This window comes from Mycobacterium sp. HM-7 (assembly GCF_053852335.1).
On the sequence record NZ_CM132657.1, the window covers coordinates 161,976 to 175,824 of the forward strand.

The following is a 13,849-nucleotide window of genomic DNA, read 5'->3' on the forward strand; positions in this document are numbered from 1 at the left end:
CACGATGTCGACTGTCTTCAACATCCGAAACATCAAGAAGCCGAACCTGTCTCGGGGAACGCTCATCGGCGGTGCCGTCGCGCTCGTGGTGATCGTGCTCGTCGGTTTCCTCGGTCTGCAGGCGTATCGCAAGCTGACCACCACCACGGTGACGGCGTACTTCCCCGAGGTGCTCGCGCTGTACCCGGGCGACAAGATCCTCATCATGGGGGTCGAGGTCGGCGCCATCGACACGCTCGATACGCACGACGGCAAGATGAAGGTCGTCTTCCACTACTCGAACAAGTACAAGGTGCCGCAGAACGCGTCCGCCTCGGTGCTGAACCCGAGCCTGGTGGCGTCGCGCGTCATCCAGCTGTCCCCGCCGTACACCGGCGGGCCGGTCATGGAGGACGGCGCCGTCATCCCGATCGAGCGCACCCAGATCCCGATCGAGTACGACGAGCTGCGCAACCAGCTGACCCGCATCCTCGCGGAGCTTGGTCCGACCAAGGAACAGCCCAAGGGCCCGTTCGGCGACATCATCGAGTCGTTCGCCGACGGCTTCGAGGGCAAGGGCGCCCAGATCAACAAGACCCTCAAGGGCCTGTCTGATGCCGTGAACACGCTGAACCAGGGCCGCGGCGACTTCATCCAGGTGATCAAGAGCCTGGCGGTGTTCGTCAACGCGCTGCACAAGAGCGACCAGCAGTTCGTCTCCTTGAACAACGACCTGGCGTCGTTCACCAACAAGTTCACCAACACCGACCAGGAACTGGCGTCCGCGCTCAAGGACCTGAACAAGGTGATGGCGACGACCCGCACCTTCCTGGACAAGAACGGCAGCGTCCTCGCACACGACATCAACAACGTGTCGGAGGCGACGACGGCGATCCTGCAGCCGGAGCCGCGGGACGGTCTGGAACGGGCGCTGCACGCCTACCCGAACTTCCTGGCCAACCTCGAGAACATCTACTCGCCGGCCACCGGCGGTCTGATCGCCTCCGGCGTCCTGCCCGGCGTGACCAACTTCTCGAACCCGCTGCAGTTCATCTGCAGCTCCATCCAGGCCGGCAGCCGGTTGGGCTACCAGGACTCCGCCGAGCTGTGCGCGCAGTACCTGGCGCCGGTGATGGACGCGATCAAGTTCAACTACCTGCCGTTCGGTATCAACATGGCGACCACCGCCATGACGCTGCCGAAGCTGGTCACCTACTCGGAGCCGCGACTGCAGCCCCCGGGCGGGTTCAAGGACACCACGGTGCCGGGCGTGTTCTCGCGTGACACCCCGTGGTCGCACGGCCAGCACGAGGCGGGCTGGATCACCGCGCCCGGTATGCAGGGGCTCAAGGTCGGTCAGTCGACCCAGGACCTGCTGACCCCCGAGTCGCTCGGCGAGCTCATGGGTGGACCGGACATCATCCCGCCGACCGGTGGCGTCAACATGGCCGGCCCGCCGGATGCCTACAACGAGAGCAGCCCGCTGCCCCCGCCGTGGTACCCGCAGCCGGGACCGGTTTCACCGCCGCGACCGGGTAACGATCCGAGCCCGATGAGTGCCATGGCACCTGGGCCTGCTCCCGGACCGGCTCCGGCGCCCGCGCCGGCCGGACCCGCACTTCCTGCCGAAGTTGGAGGCCAATGATGACCGGGTCGATGGGGTCGGAGTCGAGGCCCTCGGCATATTCGCGACACCGCCGCGGGTGGGCGCGTAACGCCCGCCGGGTCGGCGTGTTGTCGGCAGCGGCGCTGGTGCTCAGCTCCTGCGGCTGGCGCGGCATCGCCAACGTGCCGCTGCCCGGTGGTCCGGGCACGGTGGACGGCCACTCGACGATCTACATCCAGATGCCGGAAACGTTGGGTCTGAACGCCAACAGCCGGGTCCGGGTGGCGGATGTGTTCATCGGGCGCGTGCGGTCGATCGAGCTGAAGAACTGGGTTCCGACGCTGACGGTGGACCTGAACCCCGGCATCCACCTGCCTCGCAACGTGCTGGCTCGGATCGGCCAGACCAGTTTGCTGGGTTCGCAGCACGTCGAGCTCGACGAGCCGCCGAACCCGTCGCCGCAGCAGTTGAAGAACGGCGACACCATCGAGCTGAAGAACTCTTCGGCGTTCCCGACCATCGAGCGGACGCTGGCGGGCATCTCCGGCATCCTGACCGGTGGCGGTGTGCCGAACATCGAGAAGATCCAGTCCGAGGTCTACAACATCCTCAACGGGCGCGCGGATCAGATCAAAGAGTTCCTGCACCGGTTGGACACCTTCACCGACGAGCTCAACCAGCAGCGTGACGACATCACGCGGGCCATCCGGTCGAGCGACACGCTGCTGAAGGTCGTGGCAGACCGCAACGACACCCTGGACCGGGTGCTGACGGAGACGCCGCCGCTGATCGAGCACTTCAACCAGACCCAGGACCTGTTCACCAATGCGGTGCTGGCGCTGGGCCGGTTGTCGAAGGCCGCCGACACGACGCTGTCGAACAGCAACGCCAACCTCCACACCAACCTCGCGACGTTGCAGCGGGCGCTCAAGCAGATCGCCAAGACGTCACCGAACCTGGTGCCGGCCATGAAGCTGCTGTTCACGCTGCCGTTCCCGATCGACAACATCCCGAAGGTCATCCGCGGCGACTACATGAACATCTCGCTGCACCTCGACCTGACGCTGAGCGCGATCGACAACGGCATCCTGACCGGCACCGGCCTGTCCGGTATGGCCCGTGCGCTGGAGCAGTCGTGGGGCCGCGATCCGGCGACGATGATCCCGGATGTCCGATTCACCCCGAACCCGGCCACCGCGCCGGGCGGGCCGCGAGTGGAAAGGGGGGAGTGAGAACATGCTCACCCGGTTTCTGAAGATGCAGTTGGTGATCTTCAGCATTCTCACGGTGGCCGCGCTCGTCGGCCTGTCCCTGATCTACCTGCAGTTGCCGACCTACCTCGGGGTGGGCATGTACCGGCTGTATGCCGACCTGCCGAACTCGGCCGGTCTGTACAAGACGGCCAACGTCACCTACCAGGGCATCACCATCGGCAAGGTGCTGGCGGTGGAGCCGACGGAGACCGGCGCCCGCGTCAAGATGGACATCGACGACAAGTACAAGATTCCGGTGGACGCGGTCGCGAATGTCCACTCGGTGTCGGCGGTCGGTGAGCAGTTCATCGACCTCGCGTCGCCGGGTAACCCCAGCCAGTACTTCAAAGAAGGCCAGACCGTCACCAAGGGCACGGTGCCCAAGGAAGTCGGTCCGGCGCTCGACTCGGCCGAGAACGGTCTGAAGGCGCTGCCCAAGGAGAAGATCGGGGCACTGCTCGACTACACCGCTGAGGCGGTCGGCGGGCTCGGTCCCTCACTGCAGCACCTCGTCGACGGCACCCAGGCGCTGGCGGGAGATTTCAAGGACAACCTCGGTTCGGTCGACGACATCATCCAGAACTCTGGGCCGATCATCGACAGCCAGGTCAAGTCCGGTGACGCCATCTCGCGGTGGGCCCGGAACCTGAATGTGCTGGCGAGCCAGTCGGCGCAGCAGGACGCGGCGCTGCGCGGCGCCATCCAGCAGGGTGCGCCGACGGCTGATCAGCTCAACGCGGTGTTCGGCGAGGTCCGGGACGCGCTACCGCAGTCGCTGGCCAACGTCGAGATCGTGCTCGACATGCTCAAGCGCTACAACAAGGGCCTCGAGCAGGTGCTGGTGGTGCTGCCCATGGCCGGCCCGATCGTCGACTCGCTGACCGCGGTCTACGAGAAGGAACTCCCGATCAACTTGGCGCTGGGCATCAACCAGCCGCCGCCGTGCCTCACCGGCTTCCTGCCGGCGTCGCAGTGGCGGTCCCCGGCGGACACGTCGACCGCACCGCTGGAGTCGGGCCTGTACTGCAAGATTCCGAAGGACGCCCAGAACACGGTCCGCGGTTCGCGAAACCTGCCCTGTGTGGACAATCCGGCGAAGCGCGCGGCGAGCCCGATGGAGTGCCGGGACAACAAGCCGTACGAGCCGCTGGGCACCAATCCGTGGTACGGCACCCCGGACCAGATCGTGAACTGCCCGGCCCCGGCCGCGCGCTGCGATCAGCCGGTCGACCCGGGCAAGGTGATCCCGGCGCCGTCGATCAACAACGGGATGAACCCGCTACCGGCCAACATGCTGCCGCCCCCGGAGCGGGCGTCGGCTCCGTCCAGTGACCCGATCAGTGCACCGGGCCAGGGCACGGTGGAGTGCAGCGGGCAGCAACCCAACAAGTGCCTCTACACTCCGGCAGCAGGACCAGAGGCCACCTACAACCCGCAGAGCGGACAGGTGGTCGGACCGAACGGTGTGAAGTATTCGGTCAGTAACTCGAGCAACCCAGGAGACGACGGATGGAAGGAGATGCTGGCACCAGCCAGCTGAACCCCACCGATGAGCAAGACGTCACGTCGCAGGACGTGGTGACGACAGAGCCGTCTGCCGAGGAGTCGATCGAGGAGCCGGGAGCAACCGGCGAATCAGAGGGTGCGCAGCGCCCCGCCCGAATCGGGCGGGGCATCGCACTGACGGTGTGCCTGGCGCTTGTGGTGCTGGCCGCCGCTGTTGGCGCGGGCGGCTGGTTCGCGCTCGAGTCGCATCGGGAGAGCCAGGCGCTCGCGGCGAACGAGACGGCCGCCATCGCGGCGGCCAAGGACTGCGTCACGGCCACCCAGGCGCCTGATACGTCGGCCATGATCGCTGCGCAGACGAAGATCATCGAATGCGCCACCGGCGCGTACGCGACGCAGGCCTCGTTCATGAGCGGCATCACGCTCGAGGCATACAAGGCCGCCAACGTGCAGGTGCAGATCTCGCAGATGCGGGCCGCCGTCGAGAAGCACAACGACGACGGATCGATCGACGTGCTGGTCGCGGTGCGCGTGAAGATCAGCAACAGCGCCGAGAAGGACAAGGAAGTCGGTTACCGGATGCGGGCGCAGATGGCGCCGGTCGACGGGAAGTTCAAGGTGGCCAAGCTCGACCAGGTCACCTCGTGACGGTTGGCCAGGAGACGACGAGCGCCGAGTCAGCGAGCACCGAGTCGGAGCTCGACGCGGCATCCGTGCTGGCCTCATGGCCGGCGCGGGCCGGCGCCTTCGCGCTCGACGTGGCGCTGGGCATTGCGGTCATCGCCGTCATGGCGCTGTTGGGCTACGCCGCCCGGGCCGACTGGACGCTGTGGGTCTACGCCGGTGTGGCGACGCTGGCGGCGGCCGCGATCCTGGTGAACCGGTGGCTGCTGCCGTCGATCACCGGTTGGAGCCTGGGCCGTTCGCTGTTCTCGATCCGGGTGGAACGGGTTCCCGCCGGTGTCCCCGCCGGCATGGGCCGGCTCATCATGCGCGACTTCGCGCATCTGCTGGACACCGTCGCCGTGCTGCTGGGCTGGCTGTGGCCGCTGTGGGATCCGCGGCATCGCACGTTCGCGGATCTGTTGCTGCACACCGAAGTTCGCGTGGTTCCCGCTCCTGAACACGACCCCGGCCGGCGGGCCGGACAGGTGCTGGCGGCCGGTGCGCTGGTTTGCGTGGCGGCAGTGGGGCTGAGCTACGGCGTGCAGTTCCGGCACGACCGCGCCGTCGATGAGGCGCGGCACCAGATCTCCGAGCAGGGTCCCAAGATCGTCGAGCGCGTGCTGAGCTACGGCGTCGACACCTTTCAGAACGACTTCAAGACGGCCCAGGCGCTGGTCACCGACGGGTACCGCGACCAGCTGATCAAGCAGCAGCAGGCGGTGAGCAAGAAGCCGACGACCAACCAGTACTACGCGGTGAGCAGCGCGATCCTGAGTGCCGATGCGGACAAGGCCTCGATGCTGCTGGCGTTGCAGGGGCAACGCGGCGTCGACACCAACACGCTGCGGTTCATCACCGCCACCGTGCGGGTGGACTTCGTGAAGACGCATGACGGCAAGTGGCAGCTGTCTAATCTGACGGTGCTCAAGAGCCCGCGGGGAGGACGCTGATGAGCCCGCGCCGCAAGATCGATGCCGCCGAGCGCTTCGTCGCCGGTGATTACTTCAAGGCTGTGGCGACGGTACCCCGTCGCGCGGTATTGCTCGCCATCGCTTGTATCACAACGGTTTTGGTGATCGCGGCGATCGCGGCCAGCACTTACCTGGTGGTCGAGCACGAGAAGGACGTGGCGAGTCAGGCCCGCTCGGCGGCCGTGCTGGGCTACGTGGAGGAGTTCATGAAGGGCTTCACCGCGGTCGACCCGTTCCACGCCAACGCCTACGTCGAGCGGATCGCGGGGCAGTCCACCGGCGAGTTCGCCAAACAGTTCAAGGACAAGCACGACCAGATCCTGATGCAGGTGGCGCGCGCCCAGCCTGCCGAAGGGGCGGTCGAGGCGGCCGGTGTGCAACGGTGGAATGACGACGGCAGCGCCGATGTGTTGATCGCCATGAAGCTGACGACGACGACGCCGGACGGCAACTCGACCGTGGAGAACGGATCGCGGTGGGTGGTAACGGCTACGCAGGAAGGGCAGCAGTGGAAGATCAGCCGCATGAATCCGGTGATGTGACCCCCGGGGAGTCTGTGGCCGACGCTCCGCAGCCGGCCGACGCCCCGCAGGGCAAGGCGGCCCGGCGCAGGCACCGCCTGCCCCGTCATCAACCCGTCGGTGTGGCGCCGGCCGAGGAGGCTTCCGCCGAGGCGGTCGAGGCGCCGGCTGCCGCTGCCGACGAGAAGGCAGAAGTTGTTGCCGCACCGGAAGATTCGGAAACCGAAGCGGCTGACGAGGTAGCCGAGAGCAAGTCGGCGGACGAGGCCGGAGCGGCGCCGGTGGTGTTGGTGCCGCATCGTCCCGCCGGGCGCAAGCTGCTGGTCGCAGGCGTGGCCGCGGCGGCGCTGTTTGTCGGTGCCACGGCATTCGCGGGTGCCGCGGTGCAGCCGTACCTGGCCGATCGCGCGCTGGTTCAGAACAAGTTCGAGGTCGCCAAGACCGCTGCCGCGGCGGTGACCACCTTGTGGTCGTACACGCCCAACGACATGGACAAGTTGGCGGACCGGTCGCAGCAATATCTGGCCGGCGGTTTCGCCGAGGAGTACCGCAAGTTCGTCGACTCGATCGTCGCGAGCAACAAGCAGGCTCAGGTCACCAACCAGACCAAGGTGATGGGCACAGCGGTGGAAAGTATCGGTGCAAATGAGGCCACTGCCATCGTCTACACCAACTCGGTTGCGACCAGCCCGCTGACCAAGGGCATTCCCTCCCTGCGGTACCTCTCGTACCGGCTGACGCTGAAGCGTTCCGGCGCTGATTGGAAGGTCAGTCAGATGGGCGCCCTGACCAAATTGGATCTGACGCCGCAGGTGTAGCGGTAGCCGCCGGTAGGCGTGTTTGCCTGAATTGACGCGTGCTACCTGTCAGCACACTGTGAATCGGCTGTTTCGGGTTTGATCTCGAACGGCGCCGCGCTGGCTGACGTGGGCCAACTATGGCCTGAATCACGTTCGGACCTGCGGTGGGTGTGTATCACAGGGGCTGTCGGCGTCAATATTTGCCGGCACGCCGCGGCGGATCGAAGCCGCTTCATCGGCTAGCCAGCAAACAATTTTCCCCGGACGAAAATTAGCTGACCGCCCGGCGTTTCCGAGGTGCGGTCAGCCGCGCTCGCTCGTTTGCCAGATTTGGGAAAGCGGCAGGTCAATGTGGGTGTTGGAGCTGCGATGCATTAATGTTACCGTCCGGTTGATAACCGAATTGTGGCGGCTGAGGGGACGGGGCAAATGGCTGTTACGCATCTGGCAGGACGTGTTCAAGCAAAGCGGGCGGCATTGCTGGGTGCGGCTGCCGCAACGGCTACCGCGATGACGGTGACGGCATCGGTGCCGACCGCGCCGACGCCGCGGGTGGTGCCGTCGTCGCACTCGGCCGTCAACCTGTCGGCATTCACCACGCCGTTCCCGAAGCCGGGCGTGCTTCCCGACATCACCTTCGGCGTCGGTAACGCCGCGTACAACCTCGCGCAGGGCGGCGTCGAGGCGCTGCTCCCGCCGCTCGTCCAGGCGCTCAGCGGCATCGGCGGTCTCAGCGGGCTGAACCTGACCAACCTCATCAACCAGCTGCCGAAGAATCTGCTCAGCCAGATCCTCGATGCACTGCCGATCAAGCTGACGCCGCTGCTGAGCGCCGCGCTGGGGCCGCTCATCACCGGCGCGCTGGTCCCGCTGCTGAGTGGGCTGGGCATCATGGACGCCCAGGGCAACGTGACGCTGAGCGGTCTGCTGGACATTCTGGGAATCCACCTCGACAACATCCTCGACCTGAGCGACTTGAACGTCCCCGGCGTCAACATCGTCACCGCCGGTCCGGTGTTCACGTTGCTGAAGATCGCCGGTCTGGACCTGGGCTGGACCCCGGGCACCGCAAACGCGATCGCGAACGAGATCAACAACACTGAGTACCTCGATGTCGGCGCGATGGGCCTGCTCGACACCGTGTTGGGCCGGGCCGGGCAGCTTCCGGTGCTGGGGCCGCTGGTCACTGCGCTGAAGCTTGCTATCGACACCGTCGGCGGCGCCATCGGCCTCGACAAGCTGGACCTGATCGACGTGCGGGTGCCGCTCAGCGTCGGCTTCGGACTCGGCGCGTTCTCCATGGGACAGGCGTACTCGAAGGTCCTCGCGGACCTGGCGAACCAGCCGGGCGGTGCAACGCACAGCGGCGCCAGCCCGGTCCTCGGCAGCCTGACCGTCCTGCCCATGATCCTGCTGAACAACCTGGGCCGGGCCAACGGCGGCCTGCTGGCGCGTTTCTACCCGATCGGCGACCTGCTGGGTATCAACCTGATCACCCCGGATGTCGCAGCAGCGCACAGTGGCGGCATCCCGCTGCTGAATACCGGGCTGTCCATCGGTGGTGCGAACCTGCTGCCGATCAAGGTCGACGCGACCCTCGAATACCAGCCGTTCTCGGACCTGGCCGCTTGGCCCAACCCGTTCAGCCTGGCGAACAATCTGGTCGCGGGCACCCTGCCGACCTACCTGCTACGCGGCATCTCGACCGCCACTCTGACCAACCAGCTGACCACCCAGCTGGGCGCCCTCACCGGCGGCCTGCTGACCGGAAATCCGTTGGCCGTCAACATCTATCTGACGATTCCGACCAACACGCTGCCGTTGATGGAACCGATGTACCTCACCGGCGACGTGCTGAACATGGTGAGCTTCGGGACGCTGGGCTCGCCCATCTACAAGCTGGCCAACGCCCTCGCGCCGGCCATGACCAGCCTGGTGAACCTGGGCTACACCGACGTGGTGCGCAACCCGGACGGCACCTACAGCCGCACCCTGAATGACCCCGGCACCCCGACGCCGTTCTTCTCGTTCCCGAACGTCAACTGGCAGAAGGTGCCGGCGGACATCATGAACTCGCTGGTGGCGGGATTCAAGAAGGAGTTCTTCAGCGCCAACCCGACGGATGCACCGGACAACGCGGTCGAGGCGCTGCTCAAGCTGCTGACCGGCGGCAAGCTCAACGGCTTCAACCCGCTGAGCGGCTTGTCCGGCACCGTGCAGAACCTGCTCAAGGGCGTGCTCGGCACGCTGGGCGGCCTCACGCAGGGCGCCACGGTCAACTCGCTTGCGGCGAAGGAGGGCGTCGTCAGCCCGACGGCCGCGACGGACATCCCGTCGACCACGCCGAAGTTGGCGCCGCTGTCGGCCAGCCTCACCGGCCTCACCGGCTCGAAGAAGGACGCCAAGCAGGCCACCGAGCAGACGGCCGCCGAGAAGGACAAGACGGCCGAGGACAAGACGGGCACCACGCCGGCCGCCGAAGACCCGAAGACCGACCCGAAGGTCGAGCCCAAGGCAGAGGACCCCAAGGCCGACCCGAAGTCCGACACCACGACGGGCACCGAGCAGTCGTCGGGCAAGCACGCTGCCGAGGAAGGCACCCCGTCCACGCCGGACAGCGGTAAGAAGCCGAAGCATGCCGCCGACGACACGGACGGTGCATCGACCGCAGGCAAGGACAAGAAGGACAAGAAGGCCGACAAGCCCACGAAGGCCGACAAGGACACCAAGGCCGCCAAGGCCGGCACGGACAAGTCCGAGAAGGTCGCCAAGGATGGCCCGAAGACCAAGAAGCAGAAGAAGGACGGCGCCGCGAAGTCGACCTCCGGCACTGGCGCCACCGGCGGGGGCTCGGCCGCACACGCCGGCTGATCCACGGCCAACAGGGACGCCCGACGCGAATGTGCGTCGGGCGTTCTTGTTGTCCGCCGTTGCGTTGAGTGAGAACTGAGGTCGCAAAAGGTCGAGTGCGCAGGTGCGTACGTTCGCAGTCAATCTGGTCAGGTTAGGCGGACCAGGCCTGACGAGCCGCCTGCCGGCGCACGACGGCGCCGCCACCCCGGCGGCCCTGAATCCGTCGACCGCTCTTGGGCGGGTGACGTTGTCGCTCAACGTGGCCGGTGTCGCCGGCCCGCGTGCGAAGAACGATGCGAGTTATTCGACTGGTGCCAACGACAACGCCGACGAGCAACTGGCCCAGGAGCCAGAGGCACAGACCGAGACAGACCCCGAGGCCGAGCCCGATACAGAAAAGCCCGAGACCGATACGGAGGCCGATCTTCAGACCGATGCGCAAGCACGTCGGAAAGCGCTCGATCTCGAGGCCGGTGACGGGCGGTCGGTGCCGGCGCCCGACGGCGAGAAGGACGAGTCGCGCCAGGCGCCGTGACGACACGGAACGTCCCGGGCCGGCCGCTCCAAGGTCTAGAAGGAGTCGAAAGGCGCTGGCGCCAAGGCTGATTCCGGTGCCAGCGGCACCGGTGGAGCGACGGCCTGACGCCTGATGCCTCAAGCGAAACCGAGCCAGCCGGGTAGCGCGCGTTCCCTGGAGTCGCAAAGCACTGCCGGGGTGTCGCAGGAACCGCGCGGCGTGCCGGACCCGGCCCAGCGGCCGCCGGTGTCGCGCCGCAGCACGATGGCGGAGGAACCGCCGCCGTCGAGGAGGATGGCGGTGTCGCTGCCGAGCCCCCGGAACAGGTCCTGGATTTGGTCGGGTGTGTGGCTGCCGCCCTGGAAGATGTACATCTCGTCCCGGCTCCGTACATACCCGAGCGCCGTGCGGGCAGCGCTGGGGCCGCCGTCGTTCAGCTGGCCGGTGTCGCCGGGTGCCAGCAGGCCGATGCCGCTGACCGCGACGAACCGGGCGCCCTGGCTCACCAGATTGTTGATCGGGCCGGTCGCGGCATTGAAATCGCTTGTGCTGCTTGGGGTTATCATGTATGGCGCGCCGTCGGACGGGATGATCATGGTGCTCAGCGCCGTCCACACCTCGTTGCCGCCGGACAGGCCCTGCTTGCCGGCGTAGGGGATGGTGCCGGTGACTGCGGCGTTGGTGCGGCCCTGGCCGCGGGTGTTGTCGACGTAGGCGCCGAGCGGCGAGCTGCATCCAGTGGACGTCCACGACCCGCCCTGCTGGCCGCGGATGTCGAAGAAGTTGGCGTTCACCGCGATGGTGGGCCGGCCCAGCGCCTGCCACGCCTCCAGTGGCGTGAACACCTCAGAGGCCTGCAATAGTCCTTCGGCGGTACGGGCGCGGGGATCGCGTTCGCAGCGGGACTGGATACCGCGGTGGGAGTCGACGAGCAGGCGCGGGTTCATGCGCTGCGATGCGGCTTTGATGACGAGCAGATGGCCGCCGTTGCCCGACTCGTACCAGTTACCCGCGGCGTTGAGCAGAGGGGCGGGATGGTCGCCGCCGAAGTTGTAGACCAGGAAGCTGCCGCGGTAATTGGTGATGGCGTTGACCAGTAGCGAGCGGCCGTCGGCGGCGTGGGATGCCGGTGCTCCGGCGGTGCCGGCCAGCCCGATCGCGAGGGTCAGAATCGTTGTGTGCGTGAGGAACTGCCGCAGCCGGTAGATGACGCCGCGTCGGGGAATCGGCCCGAGAAACGACATTGTGGCCCTTCCTCCGGTCCGATGCAACGACCTTCAGCGTAGCCACAGCAAACACTCTGTCAACTTTGGTCACGTCGGTATCACGGGTCGATGACGGTTGAATCACCTTGGAGCACAGTGCAATTGGCCCCGCCGCCGACCGGAGTCGGGACGGGGCCAATGCCGTCGGGGTTACGAGCCGGACAGATCGGTGTGCATTTCCCACACCAGGATCTCGGCCGGCGTGGTGGCGGTGACGCGCTGGCCGCCGGATGCGGTGAGCCGGACGGCGTCGCCCTCTTGCAGCGGCCCGGCGCCCTCGAGCGCCACCTCGCCGCGTGCCACGAACAGGTGCAGGTACTTCGCCGTCGGCAGTTCGACGGTGTCGCCGGGCTCCAGCCGCGCGCCGTGCAGCGCGGCATTGCGCTGGCCGATGGTGATGGCGGTGTCGTCGGAGTGGCCGGGCATGCCCGAGGCGATGGTGACCAGCTTCCCGCGCAACAGCTCGTCGTCGATCTCCAGCTGCTGGTAGCCCGGCGTCTTGCCGGACTCGTCGGGCACCACCCACATCTGCACGAAATGCACTGGTTCGCTGTGTGATTCGGCTCCGGTCAAACGCCAGGAGTCGTTCTTCTCCGAATGCAGAATGCCGCGTCCGGCGGACATTCGTTGGGCCAGCCCGGGGTAGATGACGCCGGAGTTGCCGGTCGAGTCCTGGTGGACGAGCGACCCGCGCAGCACCCAGGTGACGATCTCCATGTCGCGGTGCGGGTGCGTCTCGAACCCTGAGCCCGGCGCGACGCGGTCGTCGTTGTTCACCAGCAGCAGGCCGTGGTGGGTGTTGGCCGGGTCGTAGTGGCCGCCGAACGAGAACGAATGCTTGGAATCCAGCCACGAGATGCGGGTGGCGTCGCGGTCGGCGGCGCGGCGGATGTCGACTGTTTCGGCCATGTGGTCCCCTGTCGTTGTCGGTGAGCTTAGGTGTCGCTACTGGACGGCACAACATAAATGATGTGTCATATATTTCATGTGGCTGACCGACGACCAGCAGGACCTGTGGCGCGCATATCTGGCGATGAGCGGCCGCTTGCAGGCGGCGCTCAACCGACAGTTGCAGCACGATCACGGGCTGTCGCTGGCGGACTACGACGTACTGGTCGCCCTCAGCGAGCTACCGGACTGTCGGATGGGCGCACTCGGTGCGCATCTCGGGTGGGAACAGAGCCGGGTATCCCACCAACTGACGCGGATGCGGACCCGCGGCCTGATCGGGCGATCCGGGTCCGCTGACGACCGGCGTGCCGCTGTCGTCACCCTTACGGACGCCGGCCGCGAGGCGCTCGAGGCGGCCGCGCCGGGGCACGCCGAGTTGGTCCGCGGGCTGGTGTTCGACGGCATGACCCGGGCGCAGGCGGCCACGTTGCGGCGATGGACCGCGACGGTGCTGGAGCGGTTGGCCTGAACAGACCCTGTGAGTCGTGGCGAATTCGCGGCTACAGTAGGGGCCATCGGGTTTGCGGGGAGGATTCACGTGAAACATTCAGTCGTCGCTGCCGGGGTGGCGGGCGCGCTGATCGCCGGGTTGACGTTGTTGCCGGCACCCCAGGCGCATGCGGAACGGTGTGTGCCGTTGGACGGCAGCCCGCTGGTGATCAAGCGGGAGAAGAGCTTCGGCATCGGCAAAGACCTTCAGCTGCTCAGGACCTACACGTACACCGATGGCATGGTGAACTGGACCATTGAGCAGGACGGTGGCGTCAAATACAACACCGGTTTCGGCTTCGGCGCGAGAATCAACGCGGTCTACATTCCCGAGCTGAATTCGAGCGGATCTGTCCCGGGTGCCCCCGGCGAATACGTGAACATCGACAGCTGGCACTTCCACGAGCAGATCCTGGTCTGTCCGCAGTAGCCGTTCGCGGTCTTCGCTAGCGCGTTTGCTGGCCTCGCCGGC

The 13,849-nt window shown here is 66.7% G+C and carries 13 protein-coding genes; 11 read left to right on the plus strand and 2 right to left on the minus strand.

Translation table 11 applies throughout. From position 1 onward, the window contains the following. The first annotated feature begins 4 nt into the window (after positions 1–4). From ACWW1C_RS00850 to ACWW1C_RS00890, 9 genes are all read left to right on the plus strand, one after another. Positions 5–1,624: a virulence factor Mce family protein gene (locus ACWW1C_RS00850; RefSeq protein ID WP_455981670.1), complete on the plus strand. Its 1,620-nt coding sequence runs from the start codon at positions 5–7 to the stop codon at positions 1,622–1,624. Positions 1,625–1,635: 11 nt separating this feature from the next. Next, positions 1,636–2,817, plus strand: a complete 1,182-nt coding sequence (locus ACWW1C_RS00855) for a virulence factor Mce family protein (protein ID WP_455984493.1) — start codon at positions 1,636–1,638, stop codon at positions 2,815–2,817. 4 nt (positions 2,818–2,821) lie between these two features. After that, positions 2,822–4,378 (plus strand): virulence factor Mce family protein, encoded by a 1,557-nt coding sequence (locus tag ACWW1C_RS00860; RefSeq protein WP_455981671.1) that lies wholly within the window; start codon positions 2,822–2,824, stop codon positions 4,376–4,378. After that, a complete protein-coding gene (locus ACWW1C_RS00865) occupies positions 4,348–4,992 on the plus strand; it encodes a hypothetical protein (RefSeq protein WP_455981672.1) in 645 nt (214 codons plus the stop codon). The genes ACWW1C_RS00860 and ACWW1C_RS00865 overlap by 31 nt, the downstream gene beginning before the upstream one ends. After that, positions 4,989–5,960, plus strand: coding sequence for an RDD family protein (locus ACWW1C_RS00870; RefSeq protein ID WP_455981673.1), 972 nt, complete (start codon positions 4,989–4,991; stop codon positions 5,958–5,960). Before ACWW1C_RS00865 ends, ACWW1C_RS00870 begins: the two co-directional genes overlap by 4 nt. Beyond that, positions 5,960–6,523, plus strand: a complete 564-nt coding sequence (locus ACWW1C_RS00875; protein ID WP_455981674.1) for a mammalian cell entry protein — start codon at positions 5,960–5,962, stop codon at positions 6,521–6,523. The genes ACWW1C_RS00870 and ACWW1C_RS00875 overlap by 1 nt, the downstream gene beginning before the upstream one ends. Continuing rightward, positions 6,490–7,320, plus strand: a complete 831-nt coding sequence (locus ACWW1C_RS00880; RefSeq protein WP_455981675.1) for a mammalian cell entry protein — start codon at positions 6,490–6,492, stop codon at positions 7,318–7,320. The genes ACWW1C_RS00875 and ACWW1C_RS00880 overlap by 34 nt, the downstream gene beginning before the upstream one ends. Before the next feature lie 411 nt (positions 7,321–7,731). Continuing rightward, a complete protein-coding gene (locus tag ACWW1C_RS00885; protein ID WP_455981676.1) occupies positions 7,732–10,173 on the plus strand; it encodes a hypothetical protein in 2,442 nt (813 codons plus the stop codon). A 103-nt stretch (positions 10,174–10,276) separates the two neighbouring features. Continuing rightward, a complete protein-coding gene (locus ACWW1C_RS00890) occupies positions 10,277–10,690 on the plus strand; it encodes a hypothetical protein (RefSeq protein WP_455981677.1) in 414 nt (137 codons plus the stop codon). Between the two features lie 119 nt (positions 10,691–10,809). Here the strand turns inward: ACWW1C_RS00890 and ACWW1C_RS00895 are convergent, their stop codons facing one another. Together ACWW1C_RS00895 and ACWW1C_RS00900 are read right to left on the minus strand one after the other, a co-directional pair. Further along, a complete protein-coding gene (locus ACWW1C_RS00895; RefSeq protein ID WP_455981678.1) occupies positions 10,810–11,916 on the minus strand; it encodes a phosphodiester glycosidase family protein in 1,107 nt (368 codons plus the stop codon). 171 nt (positions 11,917–12,087) lie between these two features. Continuing rightward, positions 12,088–12,846, minus strand: a complete 759-nt coding sequence (locus ACWW1C_RS00900; protein WP_455981679.1) for a pirin family protein — start codon at positions 12,844–12,846, stop codon at positions 12,088–12,090. Between the two features lie 76 nt (positions 12,847–12,922). Here ACWW1C_RS00900 and ACWW1C_RS00905 point away from each other — a divergent pair, with 76 nt between their 5' ends. Both ACWW1C_RS00905 and ACWW1C_RS00910 read left to right on the plus strand, forming a co-directional pair. After that, positions 12,923–13,357 carry a MarR family winged helix-turn-helix transcriptional regulator gene (locus ACWW1C_RS00905; RefSeq protein ID WP_455981680.1) on the plus strand — a complete coding sequence of 145 codons (435 nt, stop codon included), beginning with the start codon at positions 12,923–12,925 and terminating at the stop codon, positions 13,355–13,357. Between the two features lie 69 nt (positions 13,358–13,426). Then, entirely contained in the window at positions 13,427–13,807 is a 381-nt protein-coding gene (locus tag ACWW1C_RS00910; protein WP_455981681.1) for a hypothetical protein, read from the plus strand. Positions 13,808–13,849 lie beyond the last annotated feature (42 nt).

Coding starts and splice junctions, on each gene's coding strand:
- ACWW1C_RS00850 (WP_455981670.1), top strand. CDS start 5: ATGTCGACTGTCTTCAACATCCGAAACATCAAGAAGCCGAACCTGTCT.
- ACWW1C_RS00895 (WP_455981678.1), bottom strand. CDS start 11,916: ATGTCGTTTCTCGGGCCGATTCCCCGACGCGGCGTCATCTACCGGCTG.
- ACWW1C_RS00855 (WP_455984493.1), top strand. CDS start 1,636: ATGGGGTCGGAGTCGAGGCCCTCGGCATATTCGCGACACCGCCGCGGG.
- ACWW1C_RS00860 (WP_455981671.1), top strand. CDS start 2,822: ATGCTCACCCGGTTTCTGAAGATGCAGTTGGTGATCTTCAGCATTCTC.
- ACWW1C_RS00900 (WP_455981679.1), bottom strand. CDS start 12,846: ATGGCCGAAACAGTCGACATCCGCCGCGCCGCCGACCGCGACGCCACC.
- ACWW1C_RS00905 (WP_455981680.1), top strand. CDS start 12,923: ATGTGGCTGACCGACGACCAGCAGGACCTGTGGCGCGCATATCTGGCG.
- ACWW1C_RS00865 (WP_455981672.1), top strand. CDS start 4,348: ATGGAAGGAGATGCTGGCACCAGCCAGCTGAACCCCACCGATGAGCAA.
- ACWW1C_RS00875 (WP_455981674.1), top strand. CDS start 5,960: ATGAGCCCGCGCCGCAAGATCGATGCCGCCGAGCGCTTCGTCGCCGGT.
- ACWW1C_RS00885 (WP_455981676.1), top strand. CDS start 7,732: ATGGCTGTTACGCATCTGGCAGGACGTGTTCAAGCAAAGCGGGCGGCA.